The organism is Acinetobacter sp. SCLZS86, from assembly GCF_021560715.1.
GTDB lineage: Bacteria > Pseudomonadota > Gammaproteobacteria > Pseudomonadales > Moraxellaceae > Acinetobacter > Acinetobacter towneri_A.
Genome location: NZ_CP090864.1, coordinates 729,691 through 750,723, shown reverse-complemented (window position 1 = coordinate 750,723; position 21,033 = coordinate 729,691). Strand labels below are relative to the sequence as shown.

Annotated in this window: 21 protein-coding genes and 2 pseudogenes; 14 read left to right on the top strand and 9 right to left on the bottom strand. The window is 36.1% G+C overall.

Annotated features, from left to right (window positions below; translation table 11 throughout):
* Positions 1-94: 94 nt before the first annotated feature.
* Complete coding sequence (locus tag LZP46_RS03450; RefSeq protein WP_045796737.1) at positions 95-1,540, bottom strand: coniferyl aldehyde dehydrogenase; 1,446 nt, start codon at positions 1,538-1,540, stop codon at positions 95-97.
* Between the two features lie 153 nt (positions 1,541-1,693).
* Between LZP46_RS03450 and LZP46_RS03445 the strand changes: the two genes are divergently transcribed.
* Positions 1,694-2,713, top strand: coding sequence for an AraC family transcriptional regulator (locus LZP46_RS03445; protein ID WP_045796736.1), 1,020 nt, complete (start codon positions 1,694-1,696; stop codon positions 2,711-2,713).
* A 101-nt stretch (positions 2,714-2,814) separates the two neighbouring features.
* Here LZP46_RS03445 and LZP46_RS03440 read toward each other — a convergent pair whose 3' ends face one another.
* From LZP46_RS03440 to LZP46_RS03430, 3 genes and pseudogenes are all read right to left on the bottom strand, one after another.
* Positions 2,815-3,060, bottom strand: a complete 246-nt coding sequence (locus LZP46_RS03440) for a hypothetical protein (protein WP_052690212.1) — start codon at positions 3,058-3,060, stop codon at positions 2,815-2,817.
* Positions 3,061-3,826 (bottom strand): annotated as a pseudogene (locus LZP46_RS03435) (IS5-like element ISAba31 family transposase).
* Positions 3,827-3,871: 45 nt separating this feature from the next.
* Positions 3,872-4,102 (bottom strand): helix-turn-helix domain-containing protein, encoded by a 231-nt coding sequence (locus tag LZP46_RS03430; RefSeq protein ID WP_087662168.1) that lies wholly within the window; start codon positions 4,100-4,102, stop codon positions 3,872-3,874.
* Between the two features lie 94 nt (positions 4,103-4,196).
* Between LZP46_RS03430 and LZP46_RS03425 the strand changes: the two genes are divergently transcribed.
* From LZP46_RS03425 to istB, 9 genes are all read left to right on the top strand, one after another.
* On the top strand, positions 4,197-4,685 hold the full coding sequence (locus tag LZP46_RS03425) for a hypothetical protein (RefSeq protein ID WP_143225370.1): 489 nt from the start codon (positions 4,197-4,199) through the stop codon (positions 4,683-4,685).
* Positions 4,686-4,805: 120 nt separating this feature from the next.
* Positions 4,806-4,988: a DNA-binding protein gene (locus tag LZP46_RS03420; RefSeq protein WP_087662181.1), complete on the top strand. Its 183-nt coding sequence runs from the start codon at positions 4,806-4,808 to the stop codon at positions 4,986-4,988.
* 283 nt (positions 4,989-5,271) lie between these two features.
* On the top strand, positions 5,272-5,976 hold the full coding sequence (locus LZP46_RS03415) for a hypothetical protein (protein WP_087662170.1): 705 nt from the start codon (positions 5,272-5,274) through the stop codon (positions 5,974-5,976).
* Position 5,977: 1 nt separating this feature from the next.
* Positions 5,978-7,858 carry a Mu transposase C-terminal domain-containing protein gene (locus tag LZP46_RS03410; protein WP_087662171.1) on the top strand — a complete coding sequence of 627 codons (1,881 nt, stop codon included), beginning with the start codon at positions 5,978-5,980 and terminating at the stop codon, positions 7,856-7,858.
* Entirely contained in the window at positions 7,845-8,789 is a 945-nt protein-coding gene (locus tag LZP46_RS03405) for a TniB family NTP-binding protein (protein ID WP_178319611.1), read from the top strand. The genes LZP46_RS03410 and LZP46_RS03405 overlap by 14 nt, the downstream gene beginning before the upstream one ends.
* 8 nt (positions 8,790-8,797) lie before the next feature.
* The gene (locus tag LZP46_RS03400; protein WP_228148564.1) at positions 8,798-10,036 is read left to right on the top strand and encodes a TniQ family protein; all 1,239 of its coding nucleotides are present in this window, start codon (positions 8,798-8,800) and stop codon (positions 10,034-10,036) included.
* The gene (locus LZP46_RS03395; RefSeq protein ID WP_228148565.1) at positions 10,030-10,752 is read left to right on the top strand and encodes a hypothetical protein; all 723 of its coding nucleotides are present in this window, start codon (positions 10,030-10,032) and stop codon (positions 10,750-10,752) included. The genes LZP46_RS03400 and LZP46_RS03395 overlap by 7 nt, the downstream gene beginning before the upstream one ends.
* Positions 10,753-10,847: 95 nt before the next feature.
* Positions 10,848-11,867 (top strand): IS21-like element ISAba8 family transposase, encoded by a 1,020-nt coding sequence (gene istA, locus LZP46_RS03390; protein WP_004669933.1) that lies wholly within the window; start codon positions 10,848-10,850, stop codon positions 11,865-11,867.
* Positions 11,867-12,640 (top strand): IS21-like element ISAba8 family helper ATPase IstB, encoded by a 774-nt coding sequence (gene istB / locus LZP46_RS03385; RefSeq protein ID WP_236093995.1) that lies wholly within the window; start codon positions 11,867-11,869, stop codon positions 12,638-12,640. Before istA ends, istB begins: the two co-directional genes overlap by 1 nt.
* A 296-nt stretch (positions 12,641-12,936) precedes the next feature.
* Here the strand turns inward: istB and LZP46_RS03380 are convergent, their stop codons facing one another.
* Positions 12,937-13,293 (bottom strand): hypothetical protein, encoded by a 357-nt coding sequence (locus LZP46_RS03380; RefSeq protein ID WP_236094678.1) that lies wholly within the window; start codon positions 13,291-13,293, stop codon positions 12,937-12,939.
* A 136-nt stretch (positions 13,294-13,429) separates the two neighbouring features.
* Here LZP46_RS03380 and LZP46_RS03375 point away from each other — a divergent pair, with 136 nt between their 5' ends.
* Positions 13,430-14,455 carry an IS30-like element ISAba125 family transposase gene (locus LZP46_RS03375; RefSeq protein WP_010326927.1) on the top strand — a complete coding sequence of 342 codons (1,026 nt, stop codon included), beginning with the start codon at positions 13,430-13,432 and terminating at the stop codon, positions 14,453-14,455.
* A gap of 357 nt (positions 14,456-14,812) precedes the next feature.
* On the opposite strand, the gene LZP46_RS03370 is transcribed toward LZP46_RS03375, so the two are convergent.
* From LZP46_RS03370 to LZP46_RS03355, 4 genes and pseudogenes are all read right to left on the bottom strand, one after another.
* Positions 14,813-16,768 carry an alkyl/aryl-sulfatase gene (locus tag LZP46_RS03370; protein ID WP_000693745.1) on the bottom strand — a complete coding sequence of 652 codons (1,956 nt, stop codon included), beginning with the start codon at positions 16,766-16,768 and terminating at the stop codon, positions 14,813-14,815.
* A gap of 81 nt (positions 16,769-16,849) precedes the next feature.
* Positions 16,850-17,119: pseudogene (locus tag LZP46_RS03365) on the bottom strand (integrase core domain-containing protein); the annotation flags it as partial.
* Positions 17,120-17,167: 48 nt separating this feature from the next.
* On the bottom strand, positions 17,168-17,362 hold the full coding sequence (locus LZP46_RS03360) for a DNA-binding protein (RefSeq protein WP_179996868.1): 195 nt from the start codon (positions 17,360-17,362) through the stop codon (positions 17,168-17,170).
* A gap of 122 nt (positions 17,363-17,484) precedes the next feature.
* Positions 17,485-17,982 carry a hypothetical protein gene (locus LZP46_RS03355; RefSeq protein WP_236094677.1) on the bottom strand — a complete coding sequence of 166 codons (498 nt, stop codon included), beginning with the start codon at positions 17,980-17,982 and terminating at the stop codon, positions 17,485-17,487.
* Between the two features lie 93 nt (positions 17,983-18,075).
* Between LZP46_RS03355 and LZP46_RS03350 the strand changes: the two genes are divergently transcribed.
* The 3 genes from LZP46_RS03350 to LZP46_RS03340 all read left to right on the top strand — a co-directional run bounded on the left by LZP46_RS03350 (position 18,076) and on the right by LZP46_RS03340 (position 21,029).
* Positions 18,076-18,282, top strand: a complete 207-nt coding sequence (locus tag LZP46_RS03350) for a helix-turn-helix domain-containing protein (RefSeq protein WP_032057260.1) — start codon at positions 18,076-18,078, stop codon at positions 18,280-18,282.
* A gap of 99 nt (positions 18,283-18,381) precedes the next feature.
* Positions 18,382-19,863, top strand: a complete 1,482-nt coding sequence (locus LZP46_RS03345) for a type I restriction-modification system subunit M (protein ID WP_087662175.1) — start codon at positions 18,382-18,384, stop codon at positions 19,861-19,863.
* A complete protein-coding gene (locus tag LZP46_RS03340; RefSeq protein WP_087662176.1) occupies positions 19,860-21,029 on the top strand; it encodes a restriction endonuclease subunit S in 1,170 nt (389 codons plus the stop codon). Before LZP46_RS03345 ends, LZP46_RS03340 begins: the two co-directional genes overlap by 4 nt.
* Positions 21,030-21,033 lie beyond the last annotated feature (4 nt).

Here is a 21,033-nt window from a genome sequence, read left to right as displayed (position 1 = left end):
TTTTATTTTTCTGTTTTTAAATACACTAATTCCTTCACTTCAAAATATCCATCTTGAAGTGAAAAGTGATGTTGAGGTTTTAAAATTTAAGCGCTTATGACTTCATGCGAATCAATAAATTCAACAGCCAATTGGCAAATTTTCCATACGGTGGCGCGAGAAACTTCAAACTCGAAAAACCCGCCTGATAAAATACAGGGCGCATTTTAGAAAAAGTCAAAAAGCCTTCATAACCATGATAGTGCCCCATCCCGCTGGCACCGACTCCACCAAAGGGTAAGTCATGCTGCCCGACATGAAATAAGGCATCATTGACCGAAACCCCGCCCGACATAACTCTGCTGATATAAAAATCGATTAAACTTTTGTTATTACTAAATGGATAAAAAGCCAATGGACGATCACGCTGCACAATATAGTCTACTACCTCTTCAGGCTTTTGGTAGGTTTTGACCATCAAGATCGGACCAAAGGTTTCACGCGTATCAATTTCCATCTCATCATTACTGTTCAATACCAAAGTCAGTGGAAATTTTCGTGTCGCAGCATCTGGTTCTTGCTGATTTAAATTAATCAAACTGGCCCCTTTGGCTTCAGCATCTGCCAAGCTATGCACTAAGCGCTGAAATGCACGCTCATCAATCACAGAAGTATAATCTTTGCTATGAATATCAGGCACATGTTCCTGAACCCACGCTGCCGCGGCTTGAATAAAAGCTTGTAACTTCGACTCATGTACAAATAAATAATCGACATTGGTACAAATTTGCCCCGCATTAAACTGTTTCACAAACATAATGCGTTCTACAGCTTTCTCAATAGGGTATTCAGGATCAATCACCGCAGGAGATTTACCACCCAACTCCAAAGTCACTGGCGTCAAGTTCTGTGCTGCAGCAGCCATGACTTTACGCCCTGTCGCACCAGAGCCAGTAAACATCAGGTGGTCAAACGGCAATTTTGAAAATGCGATGCCTACTTCACCAGTCTCATCGAAAATCTGTAATTTTTCCGCTTTAAAGTATTTGGGACTTAACTCAATCAGTAATTCAGCCAAATGTCTTGAATTTTCAGACATTTTAACCATAGCGGTATTTCCCGCAGCAAACACAGCAGATAATTGCGAGAACATCAAATTGATGGGGAAATTCCACGGCACAATAATTCCAATCACCCCCAGCGGCTGCGGAATCACACGGTTTTTTGCACCAAAATACAGGCTATGATCGACATGTCGTTTTTGTACTTTGGTCCAGTGTTTCAAGTGTTTGATGCTGCCGTTTATGTCATCCGTGACAGTTATAATTTCTGCTAATAAGGTTTCATGGCGTGAACGATTTCCATAATCACGATTCAAGGCGTCAATAATTGCTTCACGGTGATTGTTAATCAATGCTTTTAAATTCAGTAAATGTTGCTTGCGTTGTTCAATCGTTTCAATGCCTTGCTGATGAAAGCTTTTGCGCTGTAATTGAAAACAATCGTGCAATGTCTGTTCTATCACTGTTTGCTCGATATGAGACTGAACCGTAAGTTGCATATGCTTTTCCTTTCACGGCTAAAAATGGTGATTCAATACTTCTTTTCTATGTTGGTTGAGATAATCTCTTATCCTACTTTAACAAATGACTTGAATTATGCTTGACTTTTTAGGACACTAAATTGATCTTTTAGGACAACACGGAATGTTGTAATGGGAAGTTATATTCGTGCAGCCAGCCTCGGCGGTTTTGAAGACTTAGTCCGTAGTTATGGCATAAACCCTATAGGAATCTTGAAAGAGATCGGGATTTTACCTGCTTTACTCCGCGATCCAGATTCATTTATTCATTATGATCATTATTTAAATTTATTGGAAAAAGCGGCCTTAGCCTGTCAGGATGACTGCTTCGGTTTAAAACTCGGCGCACTCCAAAATATTAGCACAATCGGTTTGATTGGCGTCTATATGTCCCGACAAACGAGCATACTTGAAGCCTTAAGCGTGGCGCAAAAGTATGTCTATTTACATGCTGAAGGCGTTGTCTTTCACGTCTCGCAACATAATGCTCTGTTCTGTAAGCTGAACTTTGTGCGTTTAAGTGAATACAACACCGATGTACCACAAAAATCACAACTGGCCATTTGCCTTGTCGCGAATATTTTAAAAGATTTGATTGGCCCACAGTGGCATGCAGAAAAAATTTGCTTCAAGCAAAAAGCACCACAAAAAGGAGCTCAAACTTTCCAAGCACATTTTTCCTGTCCAGTGGAATTTGAAACCGATGAGGATGCGCTTTATTTTCCCGCAAGCTTTTTAAGCTATAAACCCTATAATTTTAATGAAGATGCCATTAATCAACTAATCGTACAGCAGCTTGAAACACAAAGCAGCACCAAAACTGAAGACAATACCGCACTGATAGAGAGTTCAGTCCGCATGCTGATGGCGACAGGAGACTGCAGCATTGAAAATATCGCACTCTGTATGGGAATGCATCCGAAAAAGCTTCAGCGCGCTTTAAAAATGCAAGGAACAACCTATCGAGATATACTCGAAAATGTCCGAAAAAAAGAAGCGCTTCGTATGCTTGATGCAGGCAATGTGAATTTGACAGATATTGCTCTACAGTTGGGCTATGCAGAATTATCTATTTTCAGTCGCAACTTTAAAAGCTGGTTTGGCGTTCCTCCAACCGAGTTAAGAGACAAAAGTCGAAGCCATATTGTATGACTTCTGGTTTTGCTACTTCGTTAAATAAAAAGTACCCAACGAATTCAAGCATATAGTTTAAATCCATTGAATGTCACTCTAATCAATACAGACTCAATTGATTATTTCGGGAAAACAAAGGATGCGACCAAACGTGCCCCCCAACCTTTCGGGCTGCCGTCAGTATCATCAACCCAATATCGAGCACCACCGCCCACACTAATGGCCTGACCATTTAGGCGAATCACTTTGGTCACAGTCAAGTTGACAGGAACTGTGGCTTCTTCTGCATTCCAGTCATATGTCGTTTCAGTATTCAATGCCACCGTCGTACTATTTGGATAAGTGTAACTAGGGTCTGTTGACATTTACTGTTCATAATTAACCCTATAAAGGTAGCCATAAAAATATACAGGCTAAAGCAACAGAACTTTGATAATTTCTTTTTAGCTTGTCATATCGAGTAGCTATTCCTCTAAATTGCTTTAATCTACAAAACATATTTTCAACTAAATGCCTGATTTTATATAAATACCAGTCCATATGGTCATTGTTCGATTGGCTATTCGTTTTCTTTGGTATATTCGCTTTAGTCCCTGTTTTCCTGATCTGTTCACGCAGTGGTTCTGAATCATAGCCTTTATCTGCGCATAACACTTTTGTCTCTTTTAAATCTAATGTTGATATTAAATCAGGTGCAACTTTAACATCATGTGTGGTTCCATCGGTAATCATGAAATCAATAGGATTGCCATGTGCATCAACAATCAAATGTATTTTTGAGGAATTTCCTCCTACACTTTTAGAAATAGATTGATTCGCTATGCCGGCAGAATGTTGATGAGCACGTACATGAGAGCCATCAATAAAAATCCACTCCATATCGGGGCATGAGGCTAGTAATTTGAATAATCTAAGTAACTTACCGCTGCTTGACCAACGATTAAAACGTTTGAAAATAGAGTTTGAATGACCAAAACAGGAAGGAATATCTCGCCACGGACAGCCTGTTCTAATTCTATAGAGAATAGCTTCAATAAAATTGCGTAAATTTGAGTTGTGGTGAATGGATAAATTACGCAGAATAACTTTCAACTTTTGCCAGTGTTGATCTGTCAGCATGGTACGAGGCATAGCGAATAGTAAAATTGGGTTCGGCGATTTGATTTTACTACTTCGCTATTTTTTTAAGCTAAAAGTGTCAACACACCCTAAATCTTTGGCACTAATTTTCAACACAAAAGCAATTTCATAAATTTTTTCAACAGTGAGATTAACCTCGCCACGTTCAATACGTCCCATATAACTACGATCTATCCCACATTGAAGAGCAAGGGATTCCTGAGTTAATTTTTGTTGTGTTCGTCTATTGCGGATTAATTGACCGATTGCTACTGATAATTCTGACATTTGTAACTAATTGCTCAAAAGAGAAATATCATCAATTGAGGACTATATATCCGCGGACTATAATCCTCTTTTTTATCAAAAAGATTTAATAGCTATGTTTCAATTTTATCTTCCACATACAGAAAAGTTTGAAAAAGTTTTTCTTCAAAATGAAATCCATGAATGGGAAGCGAAAATGTTTTTAAAAAAAATAAAAAATCTTAAAGGAAAAAATTCTACCATTCATGCATCGCATATATATGCATCTTTAAGAACATTATTGCGTCATGGATTCTTGAGTTTTAAAAGGTCAGAAAGTAACAGTCGTATATTCCTTTATAGTGAAACTGAAAAACTGAAACAGAATAGAAATCATTTTTTAAATAGCCGCTTAAAAAAGGTTATAGAACTTGAAAAAAGTTTAATAAACAAAAACATAATTAGCTTAAACACTCAAAAAGAGTACTTGCATGAACTCGTATTAAAATATCCTGAACTTAATTCAGAATTTATAAATTTAGATCAAAAAATTGATTTATACGGAGAAGAAAAAAGAGAGAAATTAAAGATTTTAGATAATATTTTAAAAATATTACGAAAATAAATAAGATAATATTTTTCAAAAATATTTACTTAAAAAACAACAAATTAATTAAAAAAAATAACTTGATTTAATTTTTTTTTGAAACTAAATTTCCTCCTATATCTTACAAATTTCAACGCTATGGCTAAATCTATTGAGCAAGTTAAGACAGAATTTCAAAAGAAAGGAATATCCTTTTCGGATTGGGCTAAGGAGAATAACTTTTCAACAGAATTGGTATATAGAGTCTTGAAAATGAATAGACTTCCTATTCGAGGAGAGAGTCACAAAATCGCAGTTAAATTGAGAATTAAAGATGATTGATAGTTGTGTGAAATTATTAATACGTCTTTTTCATGAACCATCAAATTTCTCATACTTAAAAATACTCTTGGAGTAATTATGAAAAAATAGAGAAAAATTCAATAAAAAACGGACCTTAAAAGGATCCGTTGGTGACTTTATATAGAAGAATATAAAGACGTGAGAATCATAGTATCTTCTCTGTATCGTCACCAGTCAAGTAAGTGCTATTCGATCGCAATAGTACAGATTAGCTCATTCTCAAATGTCTATTGAGAATAGAATTACTTATGGATGAACCGATATGTCTTATAAAACAGTTTTTTCAAAAACTGATATTCAAACCAATATCTTGAAACAAATTAGGATTGCCTTTGAATCAACAGCAAATGTAGCAGCTACACTTCATGGGCAACGTAAGATCCACCAAGGAGCATTTGGTCGTCGAACCTCTCTCTTCCCTAGTGAAAAGTGTTGTGGAGCAATACCATTAGAAAGCCGACTTGAACTTGCTCATGCACTATCGTTAGAACAAGATCCAAATGTCTTAAAATATCGCTCACAAGCATTAAAAATTTTACTGATCAATGAACAGTATTGTTTTCCAGATTTTTTAGTTCAAACCCAAAAAGGTGATTATGAAGTTCACGAAGTCAAACCATCCATAGCATCATTATCAACTGATGACTTAAACCGCTTTGCAATACTTTCCGATCTACTCCACTCAATTGATATTACTTTTAAGTTAATAGATCACAGAAATTTACCTAATGAATCAGAGATTTCTCAGTTGCTTTATTGGTATCAAAGAGGACATCAATACAACTGGAATACTTTCGAAATTAATTACGCTTTAGACCAGTTAAAGCTCAAAGAATTTGATAACTCAACGCAAGCCTATAAAACACTTGAATCAATTGGTCTTAAACAAGAACTAGCAGATTATCTATTTTTTCATCAAAGAATAAAGATTGGCGGAGTCAAAAAAGAAATAAGAGAGGCTCATTAACATGAATAATGCTCTTTTTATTCCCCAGCCAGGTTTTCGTTTTTATTTTAAAGAACATCCTGATTATATTTTTGAAATCGGTTCTGTAACCTATAACGCTATACGTTATGCAGCTATTGCGGGGGGTAAATCATTTTCGATATCCCCAAATGAGTTTGAAAGCCGGTATACATCAGGTGAAATTTTATGTGTCTTCGCACCAGATAAACTGATGATTAACCCCAAACATAGTATTGCGATTCATCGAAGAGAACGTTATGTAATAAGCGCCTTGCAGCTATTACAATACCCAACGAGTAATAATTTACTTTCACAATTAATACACCACATATCTGCTGAAATCCAAGACCCTAACCCACCTTCTAGCCGCACTGTTGCGAGATGGATAGCTCAATATAAGTCTGCTTTGGATAACAAGCTCAGCTTAAAACATAAATCGAAAGGCAATTTCACTTTGCGGTTCAGTCCAGAAATTTATCAAATTCTAAATCAAGCTATTAATGAGGTATATCTAAAACCAGAATACAGAAGTAGTAAAGATGTCCAAGCCCATATGCTTGGTCAGTTCATAGAGCAAGGCATCCCATTAGATAGTTTACCAACACGCAGATGTATTCAACGATATATCAAGAAATTAGATCCATTTATTGAACTGAAAGTAAAAAAAGGCTCTCGAATAGCAAAGAAAAAATTTCAAGCAGCGGGTAAAAGTATTATTAGTCCTTTTGCTATGTACATGGTCGAAATTGATACGCACTATCTCGACATTATTGTTATAGACCCAAAAACAAAAACTGCTTTAGGGCGGCCTTTTCTAGCATGTGCAATTGATGTTTACTCAAGAACAATTGTTGGATCTTATATCAATATGTACCCACCTAGTGCTGCAACAACATTAGAAGTAATTAAAGACATGATTACTCGGCCGAACCAAAAGCTACCAGGAGGAATTCCAAGCATCATCATTCCAGATAATGGTGTGGAATTTAAAAATAATGCTCTCGCAAGAGTTTGTGAACAACTGAAAATTACTCTAACTCCTTCTCAAGTTGGTACGCCTAATAACAAACCGCACATTGAACGTTTTTTTAGCACGCTGACACATGGAATTCTTCAAAAGCTACCTGGTACAACCTTCTCCAACCCAACAGAAAGAGGTGAATATAATTCCAGTAAAAATGCACAATTAACTTTGGAGCAACTAAGAGAATATATAAGCAGATGGATTAATGAGGTCTATCACCAATCTATCCATCACACGACAGGACGCTCACCCATCATCATGTGGCAAGATGCTATTGAAGATATCCAGCCTAGTTTTCTAACAGAAATAGATGCCAAAATTCTCTGTCGTAGGCCTATTGAAAGAAGTATTAATCACGGTCAAGTCCGAGTGGACAATATCAGTTATTTTTCTCATGCACTTACTACTTTACAAGCACAAGGCATAAAGACCGTTACTGTGCTTGTTGATGACTTAAATTTGAATGAAGTTTTTATCATTAATCCCAACAATAAAGATGTCGTCATTCAAGCGGACTCAACTAATCAAGACTATACATTTGGATTGACTCGTGTAACCCATTTAGAAGTTCAAAAACTTAAGAAAAATCAGTCACAATTAGATATAAAAAAGATCGGTCCAATGTCCGATTTATATTATTTATACAAACTTATGCACGAAATTCAAACCAATCTTGTCAGAAAAAAGCCAAGGTTAAAACCACTTACACTAGAGCTTCCCAAGCAGCTACAAAGAGTTGAAGAACAACTTCTTTCGAAGGAAAAGGATATTTCTGAACAATCTATTTCCACTATAAATACACCTACTTCAATTGATCAGTTTGGTTCTTTGGAGGTATTGAAACATGGAAAAATTTGACAACCGATTTGAACGGATTCGATCTATTAACAATATTGTCATTACCTCAAATGAATTTATGGCAGCTTTTACTGGTATACAAGATTGTGTCAAAAGAAGTATTTCTTATAGTGAACCAGTTGGAAGCATGCTGCTGGCAGAAGGAGGATTAGGAAAAACAACTTTATGCAAAGCAATCTTAAGCTTGATGCCACGTTCAGAAAAAACTGAAAAGGATCATAAAAAATCTATCATCCCAGCATGTTATGTAGAAGTACCCTCACCTGCCACAGTGAAATCATTAGCCATAATGATGCTCAAAGAACTGGGGGATATCACTTGTGAAAATGGATATGGTACGACTGAATACTTAACAAGTAGGCTTATTCATTTACTTGCCCAATGTGAAACCAAGCTTATATTTTTAGATGAGTTCCACCATTTATTTGAGCGTAAACCGACGTCGACAAGAATGAATCGAACTACAGGCAATTGGATTAAAACCTTAGTGAATAGAACTGGAATCAGTTTTTGTTTAGTTGGTTTACCTGAGTTTGTACCACTACTTCAAATTGATAGCCAAATTGCACGCAGATTTCAATTCATCTACCAGCTAAACCCATTAACTGTTGATCCCTCACAGGGGGGAAGTATGTTTGCATTTCTTGCCGAAGTTTCAAGAATTCTCGATAAGCAAAATATCACCTTCATGCCAGCTTTAGATAGCCAACTGGTAGGCATGCAAATTCAATTAGCAACGAAAGGTTATCACTCATACATTATGAGCCTTATTAGAGAAAGTATTACGCATGCTTTAAACGATGGTCGGCAGGTTATTAACTCTAATGATTTCAGTTATGCCTGGAAATTAGGTATCACGATATACATTAGCAAACAAAGTAAAAATCCCTTCGAAATGAATATGTCTCAAATTATCTCACTCATGAAATAAATATAATTATGCAAAATACTCTTTTAATCCAAGCAATTCCTTATGAAGATGAATCACCAATCAGCTTCCTACTAAGAACCGCCAAACTTAATGCACATAGTTCAATCTTTAATTTAGTCGGTAAAGTTAATTATCAATCTATCATTAAGGAATCACTCAATTACCATCTTGTAGACGATGTTCGCTTTAGCTTAGTTTTAAATGCTTTAAATATAAATAGTGATTACTCATACCTAGCATTTGAAAGATCAGGTCCTACAAATAGATCACCTAGAATAATAGGTGCTATTGAAGTGGATCATGAATTGCTTGTATTAGATAACATACGCTACTGTCCTATTTGCCTTGCTGAAAATGCGTATTTAAAAAAATTATGGATGCTCAAACCAATTTATGCATGCCCAACTCATTCTTGTTTTTTAATCGATTCTTGTCCCAATTGTGACAATCCTATCACATTAAAAGCGAGTGTAAAAAACTGCTCGTGCTGTGGTTATGAACTGGATAAAGCTCCCACCAGAGAAGCAACGTCTCTTGAAACAATTTATTGGTTTATTGACGTTCTAAATAATAACTCCAATAAACTGTTTAAAGAGTTCACAGCTTGCTGGAAAGCCTTCAATGAATTTTTTGAATTTGATGGATCTAATACAGACTTAAAGGTCTCTCTTTATGTCTATGAATATTTTCAGAGTCCTGAAACTTCAGTACTCAAACTAAGCTCATGTATCCATTCACGTCGTGATTACTCTCACCCAAGGATTCAACTATTACCTTTTTTAAAGTATGAACGATTTTTCAAACAGCACATTCAAACTGTAGAAGAAAATGCTTACGAATACAAAATTAGCGAAAAAAGTATTTCTAGAAAACTTAGCAATTATCAGATAAAACGTGTTTTGAAGGTTTCTCGTTTCGAGCTTGAGAAATTGATAGAAAGTGACTATTTGAAGTTTGGAAATAAAGAGCTTTATCATGGAAATATCTCAAGTTTAGATATTGAGCGCTTTATTATGGGCTTAAACAATGTGGATCAACCTACATTCGAAATACTAGATACAGTAACTATCTGTAATGATTGCATTGACTTAAAAGAGATTTCTAAAACTTTAGAAATCAATTATGAAACAGCAAGGAAACTGGCAAATAATGGATGGTTTGATGTAGACAAAAACGTTCAAATTGCAGATAAGCCCCAAATGTACTCAAAAAAAAAGTTCATACATTCCAAAGCAAATACATGCTAGTTGCAACGTTGGCTAAACAATTTAGAGTAAACCCTACAAATCTTGTGGAGAAATTAGAATCAATAGGTATAACGCCCGTTCATGGACCTCATATTGATTCGACCCCAATTAATATTTTTTTAAAAAACGATGTTCAAGATATTAATTCAAATGATTTAAACTCAATTCAACACTATCCCACACGTACTGGTAGGCGAAAAGATACGCTAGGATCTTTAACTACCAGTTTGAATTATTACTCGCTAAGAGATGCAGCTACACTTTTAAAAATTAGCCCAAATAAAGTTGCAGTACTTGTTCAAAAAGGAATTCTTAACAAAGATAAGAAAAACCCTTTATCAGTTCAAATCCAAGCTTGCTCGCTATTAAATCTTAAGAAGAAGCTCGATAGCGAGGATTATATTTCCTATCTAGATGCAACAAATCAATTAAATTGCCCTATCAATTGGATGCAAAAATATTGGTGTGAAACAGGTTTCTTAAACATTGAAAATCTAGTTTATTGGAAACTTGTAAGTAAGAAGGAACTAACAGCTGTTTTAGAGCTAAAACAGGAATATGTTACTGGTGCTGAAGCAAGTGCAATTCTAAATATGCGTCACTCACATATTACCAACTTACAAACTCAAGGTTTTATAAAACCTTACTATTTTGGAAAAACAGATAAAAGAGTAAGGCTTTTCAAGAAGACCGACGTTTTAAAACTAATAATTTGAAATATTTTGTTAGCGGCAGTGTAAAAATGACCCCCTAATGGCATTTAAAAACTGACCCCCTTGGTTAATATAGCGGTCATTTTGGACTGCTCAACATGTTAACTTTGGAGCAAGCAGTGACAATCCAAATACTTCATCAACAAGGTAAATCTATTAAAGCCATTAGTCGTGAACTGGGGGTGTCCAGAAATACCGTACGTAAATATTTACGGCAAAACACCACACCTCAGTATCAGCGTATACAGCCTAGAATAAGTATCCTTGACCCATACAAACCCTATTTACTCCAACGTGTAAACGCAGCTCATCCTGAATGGATTCCTGCTGTTGTGCTCTACCAGGAAATTTTAAGGTTGGGATATCCAGGAAAGATCAGGATATTGAGGGAATATCTTGCAACATTAAAACCAGTTGCTAAACCAGAACCGATCATTCGTTTTGAAACCCAACCTGGCCAACAAATGCAGGTGGATTTCACGACAATTCGACGCAACAACACGACTTTAAAAGCTTTTGTCGCAACATTAGGGTATTCCAGAGCGACTTTCGTGAAATTTTATGATCATGAACGTACGGATGCATGGATCGATGGTCTAGAAAATGCATTTCAGTTTTTTGCAGGAGTACCTCAAGAAATCCTGTTTGATAACGCTAAAACGATCATGATTGAACGGGATGCCTATCAGGAGGGGCAGCATAAATGGAACCCCAAACTGCTCGACTGCGCCAAGAAATACAGCTTTCGTCCTCGCGTATGTAAGCCCTACCGTGCACAGACCAAAGGCAAAGTTGAACGCTTTAATGGATACCTCAAATCAAGCTTTATTGTGCCATTGAAAGCAAGCCTGAAGACTTCGGGTTTACTGTTAGATGTTGATGTCGCCAATGCCCACATTGGCCGGTGGCTGCATGAAACCGCCAATCAGCGGATTCATGCCACCACGCAAGAAAAACCGGCTGTTCGACTGCAACAGGAGCAGCAAAAATTTACGCCATTACCGCAATCAGATACAGGTTCCAGCACTGTACCTGTTGCAGCAGCACAGCATGTCATGCCCTACGAGAGTTTGCAGCATCCCTTATCTGTATATGACCAGTTGCTGGGAGTTTCCTGATGAATCTGCAATACGACCGTATAGAGCAGCTTTGCCAAAAGCTCAATCTGCCTGCCATCGCATCACAATGGTCACATCATGCACAACAAACATTAGGTCAGGATGGAAGTTATGCCGACTTTGTTGAAGCGATCTTGACGCATGAATATGCTGCCAGGCAACAGCGCAGCCAGCAGGTACTGATGAAACTCTCAGGCCTGCCTCAAGTCAAAACCCTGGAAGACTATGATTTTAATTATGCCCTAGGGGCCCCTAAATCACAGGTGATTGAACTGTTCAATCTGAGCTTTATTGCTAGAACAGAAAATGTGGTGTTTCTCGGGGCTAGCGGAGTAGGAAAAACGCATTTATCTATGGCATTAGGCTATAAGGCCATCATGAACAATGTCAAAACCAAGTTTATTACCGCCGCCGATCTCATGCTGCAACTCAGTACAGCCTATCAGCAAGGTAAACTGAAAACCTATATGCAACGTGCGGTACTGGGACCAAAGTTACTGATTATCGATGAAATTGGTTATTTACCGTTTGGACGTGAAGAAGCGAATCTGTTCTTTAACGTGATTGCCAAGCGTTATGAAAAAGGCAGTACGATATTGACGAGTAACTTACCCTTTAGCCAATGGTCTAAGTCGTTTGCGGATGATGTTACGTTGACCGCTGCGATGTTAGATCGGTTGCTGCATCACTGTCATGTGGTACAAATATCGGGTGAGAGTTATCGTTTGAAGGATAAAAAAAGAATTGGGATTCAGCCCCAGGTTGAAATTTAATACGAGATCAAAGGGGTCAATTTTACTTTGCCATTTGTAAGGTGAAAGGGGTCAATTTTAGAATGCCGTTGACAATATTTTAACGGTGAGCTAAATCACGATTATAAGATTGTTTAGCTGGTACGATACAAAACCGCCATTAATGGCGGTTTTCAAATTAAAATAATGCTCAAGAATAATTAATGTCTCCTAAGTTAGATGACCTAATCAATGATAATAGATTAGAGCGACTATTCTCAACAGAAGCTAGCTACTGCATACTTCAACTCGAGATATTACAAACAGACCTTATTTCTTCATATAAAGGTGTCATTTAAAAATCCCCCTTCTAAAAAATTCTGAATATGAACATAAAACTCCCATTTAGCTGTTGGCTTTATCTTCTTTTCTATATTTAAACTCGGTTGAAATTGATATATAAGATGAGATTCAATACTATCTAAAAGTTCATGAGCCAAAGCTTCTGGTTGAATCCAATCAAGAGAAATATATTCCTCATCATTATGAAACCAAACTGTACTTCTATATATTTTCTTTTGCTTATTACTATATTCTGGTGCATGGAGTTTTAAGGCTGCAGAATGTCCGCCATTAAATCGAGACGTATTCTTTGTCTTTCCAACATATACGAGCTCTTCGCCAGAATCATCCAAACAAGAAATTAAATAAATTGGTAATGATGGAAAAGGTGTATATCACACCCAAAATCTGCCACCCATTTCACTTTAAAATCTAGGCAGAGTAAAACTTGAAGTGCGACATAAACCACCTAATTAATTTAAAGGGTTTATGGAGTATATAAAATTGTCATACCATCATCTTAACTTTGAAGATCGTACTGCATTAATGCTTGAGTCAAGAAAAGAAGGCTTTTCAGCCAGAAAATTTGCTGAACTTATTAAAAGACATCCTAGTACGATCTATCGTGAGCTTAAAAGAAATAGCATCAATGACGTTTATCAAGCTCGATATGCTTCTGATAACACTTTTGCTAGACGTAGACGTGGTCACAGAAAACTCAAAATCGATTCAATCCTCTGGAAATTTATTGTTGAAGCGATCCGTTGTTTATGGTCTCCTCAGCAAATAGCAAAGCGTTTAAAGACATTTCCTGATTTGGATCAAACAATGAATGTAAGCCATACAACGATTTATTCAACGATACGAGCATTACCAAAGGGTGAGTTGAAAAAAGACTTATTATCCTGTCTGCGTCATGAAAATAAAAAGCGAAAAGCTAACGGTGAACCTAAAAAAGATTCTATATTACAGGATATTAAAACTATTCATGAGCGCCCAGCCGAAGTTCAAGAAAGAAAAATACCGGGTCATTGGGAAGCTGATTTAATTAAAGGTAAAGACAATAAAAGTTCGATAGCAACACTTATTGAACGAAATACACGGCTCTGTATCTTGGCAACATTACCTGATGCAAAGGCAGAATCAGTGCGCAAGGCTTTAACTGAAGCTCTGAAATATTTACCTGCAGAACTGCGTAAAACGTTGACCTATGACCGTGGACGCGAGATGGCAGAACATAAAATACTTGAAGAAGATTTAGGCATAGATGTATATTTCTGTGACCCACATTCACCCTGGCAAAAAGGCACATGCGAAAATATGAATGGTTTAATTAGGCAATATTTACCTAAAGGGATTGATTTAAATCAGGCAGATCAGCATTATTTAAATCAAGTTGCCATGTCACTGAATACTCGTCCTAGAAAAGCGTTAGATTGGCTTACACCATTAGAGAAATTTGCTCAGCTTGTTGATTATCATAAGACTTTTCAAACTGTCGCACCTCATGTTTGAATTCGCCCTAATATAAAAGCTTATTTTCAATAAAAAACACATCATAATACCCCCTTGCCTTTTAACCACAAAAATATTGAAGTTATTATTTAGAAGCAATTAATAGAAAAATAAACAAATCTTTTTTAAACAAGCTACTAATAAAAATATCTCCATCGAAAATAAAGTATAAAAATTCAAAAACCATTTAATAAAGTATCAATAGAGTTAAAATACATATAGCTTACTTTTAATTTTAAAGAGGAATACAAGAAATAATTTCTTGTATTCCTGTTATAAGATTGGGAGAACCAAGTTGATAATTTCACCCATTTCTTTGGATCTATTAATTTAAGTTTCGACTTTACTTATTTGAGCTTAGCCATTTGGTCGAGTCACAATCGGGAAAATTGAATCTGGACGTTTAAACATTGCAAAGAATTTTCCAATTTTCAGTGGATTACCTTTGACTTTACTGTCTTTAGAAAGCAGGACTTTTACCCCTTCTATTTGACCTGTAATCATTTTTAGATATAAGGGCTTGGTTAAGGTTAATGTAGGGCAATCCAATGCCAAATCTTTACTTTCATCATAACGCTTAAACTGCATGACTGAGTTTTCAACCCATAATGAAAAATGCTCTTTGGTATCCGACAAAACCAGATTGATACACTGGTTTTCATTTTTTAAATTTTCCACATCTAAATTTGTCGCCATAGCTTCAAGAAATCTTTCAGTTGGTGTATGAATCAATAAATCACTCGGATCAGAAGTATTTTGTAGGGGTACATTATTTTGTAGCTCTTGAGCGCCCACCAAAAAGAAATTACGCCAAGTTGAAGCCTCAGCAGCATAGCCCAATTGACGATAAGTATTCGCCAATAAGTCTTTTGCTTGTTGGTTTTGAGGGTTATTCAACACAATATGTTTTAAAATCTCGGCAGCCCATCTATAGTCAGCTTGAGCGTAGGCATCCCGCGCATTTTTCAATGCATTGTTCTCCCCACCTGCTAACTCAATATATTTTTTTGCAACAGCTTTAGGGGGTAATGGATCTAAATTGGAAGGATGGGCATCGAACCATCCCATATAATATTGGTATACTGCTTTTACATTATGTTTTAGGGTTCCATAATAGCCATGAGCATATAGTTTTTGATCAAGTGCCGCTGGAAGCTTAATTTTTTCGGCAATTTCAGCGCCATTAAAACCAGAGTTCATATATCTCACCGTCTGATCATGCGTGAACTTATAAACATCTCGCTGGGTTTTAATAAAATCTTGAATATTGTCATTGCCCCAGACAGGCCAATGATGCTGTGCAATCAATACATCGGATGCTTTGGCATGCTGCATTGCTTGGTCTAGATAGCCCACCCATTTTAAGGCATCACGGACTTTAGCACCCCGAAGGGTATAAAGATTATGCATGGTATGAGATAGAATTTCTGCGCCGTTATAAAGTTTCAATGATGGGATAGAGAACGTTAATTCTGCTGGTGCTTCTGAACCCGGCACGTTATAAAACACAAAATCCAAGCCATCAACCGTCATTTTCTGTTCTGGTTGAGTGATCAGTTGTGTAGGCTCAAGGATGCCCATTTTTCCCACAGCAACAGCCTTACCTAAACCTGTATCCACCAATCCTTCCGCATTTTTAGGTAGAAAAGTTCCATACATATAAGTCGCACGACGTATCATGGCTGAACCTGCCATCACATTTTCACTGGTCGCTTCTTCCATAAAGCCTTTTGGCGCAATAATTGGAGTTTTTCTAGCGTTAATTTCTTCGCTAGAAAGAACGCCTAATGCACCACCAAAATGATCGATATGGCTATGGGTAAAGATAATGGCTGAAATTTTTTGCTCACCTAAATGCTGTCTAGCAAATTTAAGTGCTGCTTCAGCCGTTTCTTTAGAGGTTAATGTATCCACAATAATCCAGCCAGTATCACCCTGAATGATGGTCATATTTGCCAAATCAAAACCACGAATTTGCCAAACTCGATCTGTTACTTTAAATAGCCCAACATTGTTGTTTAATTTTGCTTGTCGCCATAGAGTGGGATTAACGGTATTTGGTGCTTGATCTTGTAAAAAACTAAATGCATCAAAATCCCAGATAACATTGCCTTTCTCACTTTTAATTTGACCTGTTGGCTTGGCAATAAAGCCCTTTTGAGCCTGATTAAACTCAGTCATATCCTCTAAGTTATACTTCGCCTTATATGTATTATTTGATTCAATGACCGCTTTTTCTACTACAGTATTTGCTGCAAAAACAGAAAATGGCAGAATAAGCATCAATGAAACTGTTAAAAACTTAATTTTCATCTTCTTTCCTTTTTTTAAATAGAGGTGGTCCCACATGTTTGAACAACTAAAAGCTTATTTATAAGTGATACTCTGCTCTAGTTAAGCTACCTTATTTTGTTGTGGTAGCTGGTCATAGTAAAACTCATCTGGAGTCATTTTGTCCAGACTCGAATGAGGTCGTTTCAAATTATAAAATTCAAAATATGCGTTTAATTGCTTCTTCGCATCCAAAACATTGCTGTAGGCTTTGAGATACACCTCTTCATATTTAACGCTCCGCCATAATCGTTCAACCATCACATTATCAACCCATCGACCTTTACCATCCATGCTGATTTGGATGTCATTTGATTTCAATACACTCTTAAAGAGTGGTAGTTGTATCTAGCACTAAAAAAGAATAATTAAAAGTTAAAATTAATTCATATTTTTTTGCTCCTTAATACCCAATTTCACTGCAATTTTATGACTTTCACCGCGTTTCGGAACTCTATTGTTCTTTAAAATTCGATAAACTAGGTCTGGAGAAAAATGATTATCTCTTGCCCATTCAGCAATGGAAATTCCATTTGCTGAAAACTCTTCTCTAACTTGCTGAATCGATTTGATCATATCGGATAAATTTTGAATGATGTTGACGAAAAAATAGAATATTTTTCAGGATCAATCAATCACTTTTTTATTGTAAGTTATTGTTTTTATTATATTAATATTATATATAATGGTTTTTATAATCATCCATTATATATTTTAATAATGCTATTTATTGTTTTAATCTTTACTTCACAAAAATTAATCTGATAATCAATTTCTTCTTTATATTTTTGAATTGAATCACAAAATTCAGGGTAAGAAACTGCCAATTCATTAATAAAATCTACCTGATTTTTTAGAAAGCTTAACTCTTTGTTTATAGTGTTTTTTTGGGTAAATAGTGGGTTGTTTTCATCAATATCAATCAGTTTTTTTCGCAGTTCTTTTAATTTTGGCGTTTCACTATATAAATATAATCTTTTATTACATAGTGATCTTTGTGCTACCAAAAAATCATTTTTCAATAATACTTGAATTGCTGTGTACATGCGCTCACGTAATGTCTTCATACTTAAAATGCGTGGTCGATCTGATTGTTTAATAATTAACCAAAAGCATTTTGATTCCCAATTTTTAATTTCATTGTTTTTTATTATTTCAACGAAATCTTCGGCTAAGGGAATATTCAATTTCAACATTTTAGACCTCTTTCATAATGAAAATGAGGATTATAAGCCGTGGATGTTTAATCCTCAATTGGTGATATTTCTGTTTTTTGAGAAATTTTTCAAATGTCAGAATTATCTACTGAAATTGGTCGATTATTACGAAAAAAAAGAGCGGAGAAAAAAATTACCCAAGAAGCATTAGCATTACAATGTGGAATTGATCGTAGTTATTTAGGTCGTATTGAACGTGGTGAAGTAAACATCACTGTCTTAAAACTCTATGAGCTTGCTTCTGTGCTTCAGATTGATGCTAAAGAGTTATTGCCTTAAATTTCTCACGCCAAACCATGTCGCATCTCATTTAATTACAATAGCTTTTTCTATTAATATCTACCACAATATCCTCAAAGAAATTTGAGAGTCATCGGTGTGATTACAGGCGAAATTAAAAGCAAAATTGACCAAATCTGGAATGCATTTTGGAGTGGGGGTATTTCTAACCCACTCGAAGTGATGGAGCAGATGACCTATTTGTTATTTATTCGCCGACTTGATGAAATCCAGATTACAAAAGAGCGCAAAGCCAATCGTCTAAAAATAACAATAGAAAAACCAGTGTTCAAACCAGAGCAAGATCATCTGCGTTGGTCAAAGTTCACTACCTTGGGTGATCCTACTCAGCTTTACAATATTATTGCCAATGAAGTTTTTCCGTTTATTAAAAATCTTGGTAATGAAGGTGATACTACATACAGTCATCACATGAAGGATGCCCGTTTCACTATTCCTACACCTGCACTTTTAACGAAAGTGGTCGATCTCTTGGCTGAAGTGCCGATGGATGATAAAGATACTAAGGGTGATATTTACGAGTACATGCTTGGTAAAATTGCATCTGCAGGTCAGAACGGTCAATTCCGTACACCTCGCCATATCATCAAGATGATTGTGGAGTTGATGCAGCCAAAACCAACCGATACCATTTGCGACCCTGCTTGTGGTACAGCAGGCTTCCTCGTTGCTGCAAGTGAATACTTAAATGAACATCACAGCACAGAAATTTTTGCATCACCTGAAGCAGCAAAGCGTTTTAGTGAAGAAACTTTCTTTGGCTATGACTTTGATAGCACAATGCTTCGTATTGGTTCTATGAATATGATGCTGCACGGTGTTGAAAATCCAAGTATTGAAAACCGTGATTCTTTAAGCGAAGCACATTCACATATTGAAAGTCAGTTTAGTTTGATTCTTGCCAATCCACCATTTGCAGGCAGTTTGGACTATGAAAGCTGTGCTAAAAATATTCAGGCGATTGTTAAGACCAAAAAGACTGAATTGCTATTTTTAGCTTTGTTCCTACGATTACTGAAAACAGGTGGTCGTACAGCAATTATTGTGCCTGATGGAGTGTTATTCGGCTCATCTAAAGCACATAAGGATTTGCGTAAAAAGATTGTAGAAGAGCAAAAGCTTGAAGCGATTATTTCGATGCCTTCTGGTGTATTTAAGCCTTATGCAGGGGTTTCGACTGCGATTATGATTTTCACCAAAACCATGTCGGGCGGTACGGACAAAGTTTGGTTTTATGATATGCAGGCGGATGGTTATTCGCTAGATGATAAGCGTAACGAGCTAGATAGTTCAAAGCATGAAAATAATAACATTCCTGACATTCTTGCCCGTTTTAAAAATTTGGATGCTGAAGCAGATCGTAAAGCGACTGAGCAAAGTTTCTTGGTGGATAAAGCGGATATTGCTGCCAATGGTTACGACTTGTCGATTAACCGTTATAAAGAAGTGGTGTATGAGCAAGTGGAATATGAAGCACCAAGTAAAATTTTGGCGGATTTAGAAGTACTTGAGCAGGATATTTTAAAAGGAATGACTAAGCTTAAGGAGTTGTTGAAATGACTATTCCTGTTAAAAAAATAAGTACATTTTGTAAAACAGGTAGTGGTGGTACACCTTCTCGTTCAAATAATGCTTTTTTTGAAAATGGTACAATTCCGTGGGTTAAATCAGGCGAATTAAAAAACCGTTATATCACTGAGATTGAAGAATACATAACTGATTTAGCGGTAGAAAAATCTTCAGCTAAATTAGTGTCAAAAGGTTCTTTACTAATTGCTATGTATGGTGCAACAGTTGGAGAAGTTTCTCAGCTCACTTTTGATGCAACAACTAATCAGGCTATTTGTAATATTCAACCTGATGAAAATGTTTGTGATGTTAATTATTTATACAGATTTTTAGAAGCATCAAAACCATATCTTTTAAGTCGTCGAGTTGGTGGTGGTCAGCCAAATATTTCTCAAAGTGTAATTAAGGATTTAGACGTTCCACTCCCACCACTTTCCGAACAACGCCGAATTGCGTCAATTTTAGATCAAGCGGATGAATTACGCCAAAAACGTCAGCAAGCGATTGAAAAGTTAGACCAGCTTTTACAAGCTACATTTATTGATATGTTTGGCGATCCTGTGAGTAATCCTAAAGGATGGGACATCGGGTGCATTGGAGACATGCTTGAATCAGTAAAATATGGTTCATCTGATAAAGCTACATTGGAAGGCGAAATACCTATTCTTCGCATGAATAACTTGACGTATTCAGGTGAAATGAATTTAACCGATTTAAAATATATAACTAAAGTCCAAGCTGATGAAAAATACCTTGTAAAAGAAGGTGATATTTTATTTAATCGAACGAATAGTAAAGAATTGGTTGGCAAGACTGCTGTTTATAATGGCCCTGAACCAATGGCTTATGCAGGTTATCTTATAAGAGGTAGAACTAAAGCAAATTATACACCTGAATATATCTCTGCTTTTTTAAATTCTCCTTGGGGGAAAGAGAAATTGCAAAGTATGTGTAAAAGTATTGTTGGGATGGCAAATATTAATGCCAAAGAATTTCAATCAATAGTTTTACCTATTCCACCTGAAGCTTTACAAGCTCACTTCAAGAGTAAAGTTTTAGCAATCAGAGAGAAGAAACAATTACTTGCTAATCAATTGAAAGTTTTTGAAATTTTATTTAAATCATTACAAAACCAAGCATTTAGCGGAAATTTATAAAATT

Coding starts and splice junctions, on each gene's coding strand:
- LZP46_RS03450 (WP_045796737.1), bottom strand. CDS start 1,540: ATGCAACTTACGGTTCAGTCTCATATCGAGCAAACAGTGATAGAACAG.
- LZP46_RS03445 (WP_045796736.1), top strand. CDS start 1,694: ATGGGAAGTTATATTCGTGCAGCCAGCCTCGGCGGTTTTGAAGACTTA.
- LZP46_RS03440 (WP_052690212.1), bottom strand. CDS start 3,060: ATGTCAACAGACCCTAGTTACACTTATCCAAATAGTACGACGGTGGCA.
- LZP46_RS03430 (WP_087662168.1), bottom strand. CDS start 4,102: ATGTCAGAATTATCAGTAGCAATCGGTCAATTAATCCGCAATAGACGA.
- LZP46_RS03425 (WP_143225370.1), top strand. CDS start 4,197: ATGTTTCAATTTTATCTTCCACATACAGAAAAGTTTGAAAAAGTTTTT.
- LZP46_RS03420 (WP_087662181.1), top strand. CDS start 4,806: ATGGCTAAATCTATTGAGCAAGTTAAGACAGAATTTCAAAAGAAAGGA.
- LZP46_RS03415 (WP_087662170.1), top strand. CDS start 5,272: ATGTCTTATAAAACAGTTTTTTCAAAAACTGATATTCAAACCAATATC.
- LZP46_RS03410 (WP_087662171.1), top strand. CDS start 5,978: ATGAATAATGCTCTTTTTATTCCCCAGCCAGGTTTTCGTTTTTATTTT.
- LZP46_RS03405 (WP_178319611.1), top strand. CDS start 7,845: ATGGAAAAATTTGACAACCGATTTGAACGGATTCGATCTATTAACAAT.
- LZP46_RS03400 (WP_228148564.1), top strand. CDS start 8,798: ATGCAAAATACTCTTTTAATCCAAGCAATTCCTTATGAAGATGAATCA.
- LZP46_RS03395 (WP_228148565.1), top strand. CDS start 10,030: ATGCTAGTTGCAACGTTGGCTAAACAATTTAGAGTAAACCCTACAAAT.
- istA (WP_004669933.1), top strand. CDS start 10,848: ATGTTAACTTTGGAGCAAGCAGTGACAATCCAAATACTTCATCAACAA.
- istB (WP_236093995.1), top strand. CDS start 11,867: ATGAATCTGCAATACGACCGTATAGAGCAGCTTTGCCAAAAGCTCAAT.
- LZP46_RS03375 (WP_010326927.1), top strand. CDS start 13,430: ATGGAGTATATAAAATTGTCATACCATCATCTTAACTTTGAAGATCGT.
- LZP46_RS03370 (WP_000693745.1), bottom strand. CDS start 16,768: ATGAAAATTAAGTTTTTAACAGTTTCATTGATGCTTATTCTGCCATTT.
- LZP46_RS03360 (WP_179996868.1), bottom strand. CDS start 17,362: ATGATCAAATCGATTCAGCAAGTTAGAGAAGAGTTTTCAGCAAATGGA.
- LZP46_RS03355 (WP_236094677.1), bottom strand. CDS start 17,982: ATGTTGAAATTGAATATTCCCTTAGCCGAAGATTTCGTTGAAATAATA.
- LZP46_RS03350 (WP_032057260.1), top strand. CDS start 18,076: ATGTCAGAATTATCTACTGAAATTGGTCGATTATTACGAAAAAAAAGA.
- LZP46_RS03340 (WP_087662176.1), top strand. CDS start 19,860: ATGACTATTCCTGTTAAAAAAATAAGTACATTTTGTAAAACAGGTAGT.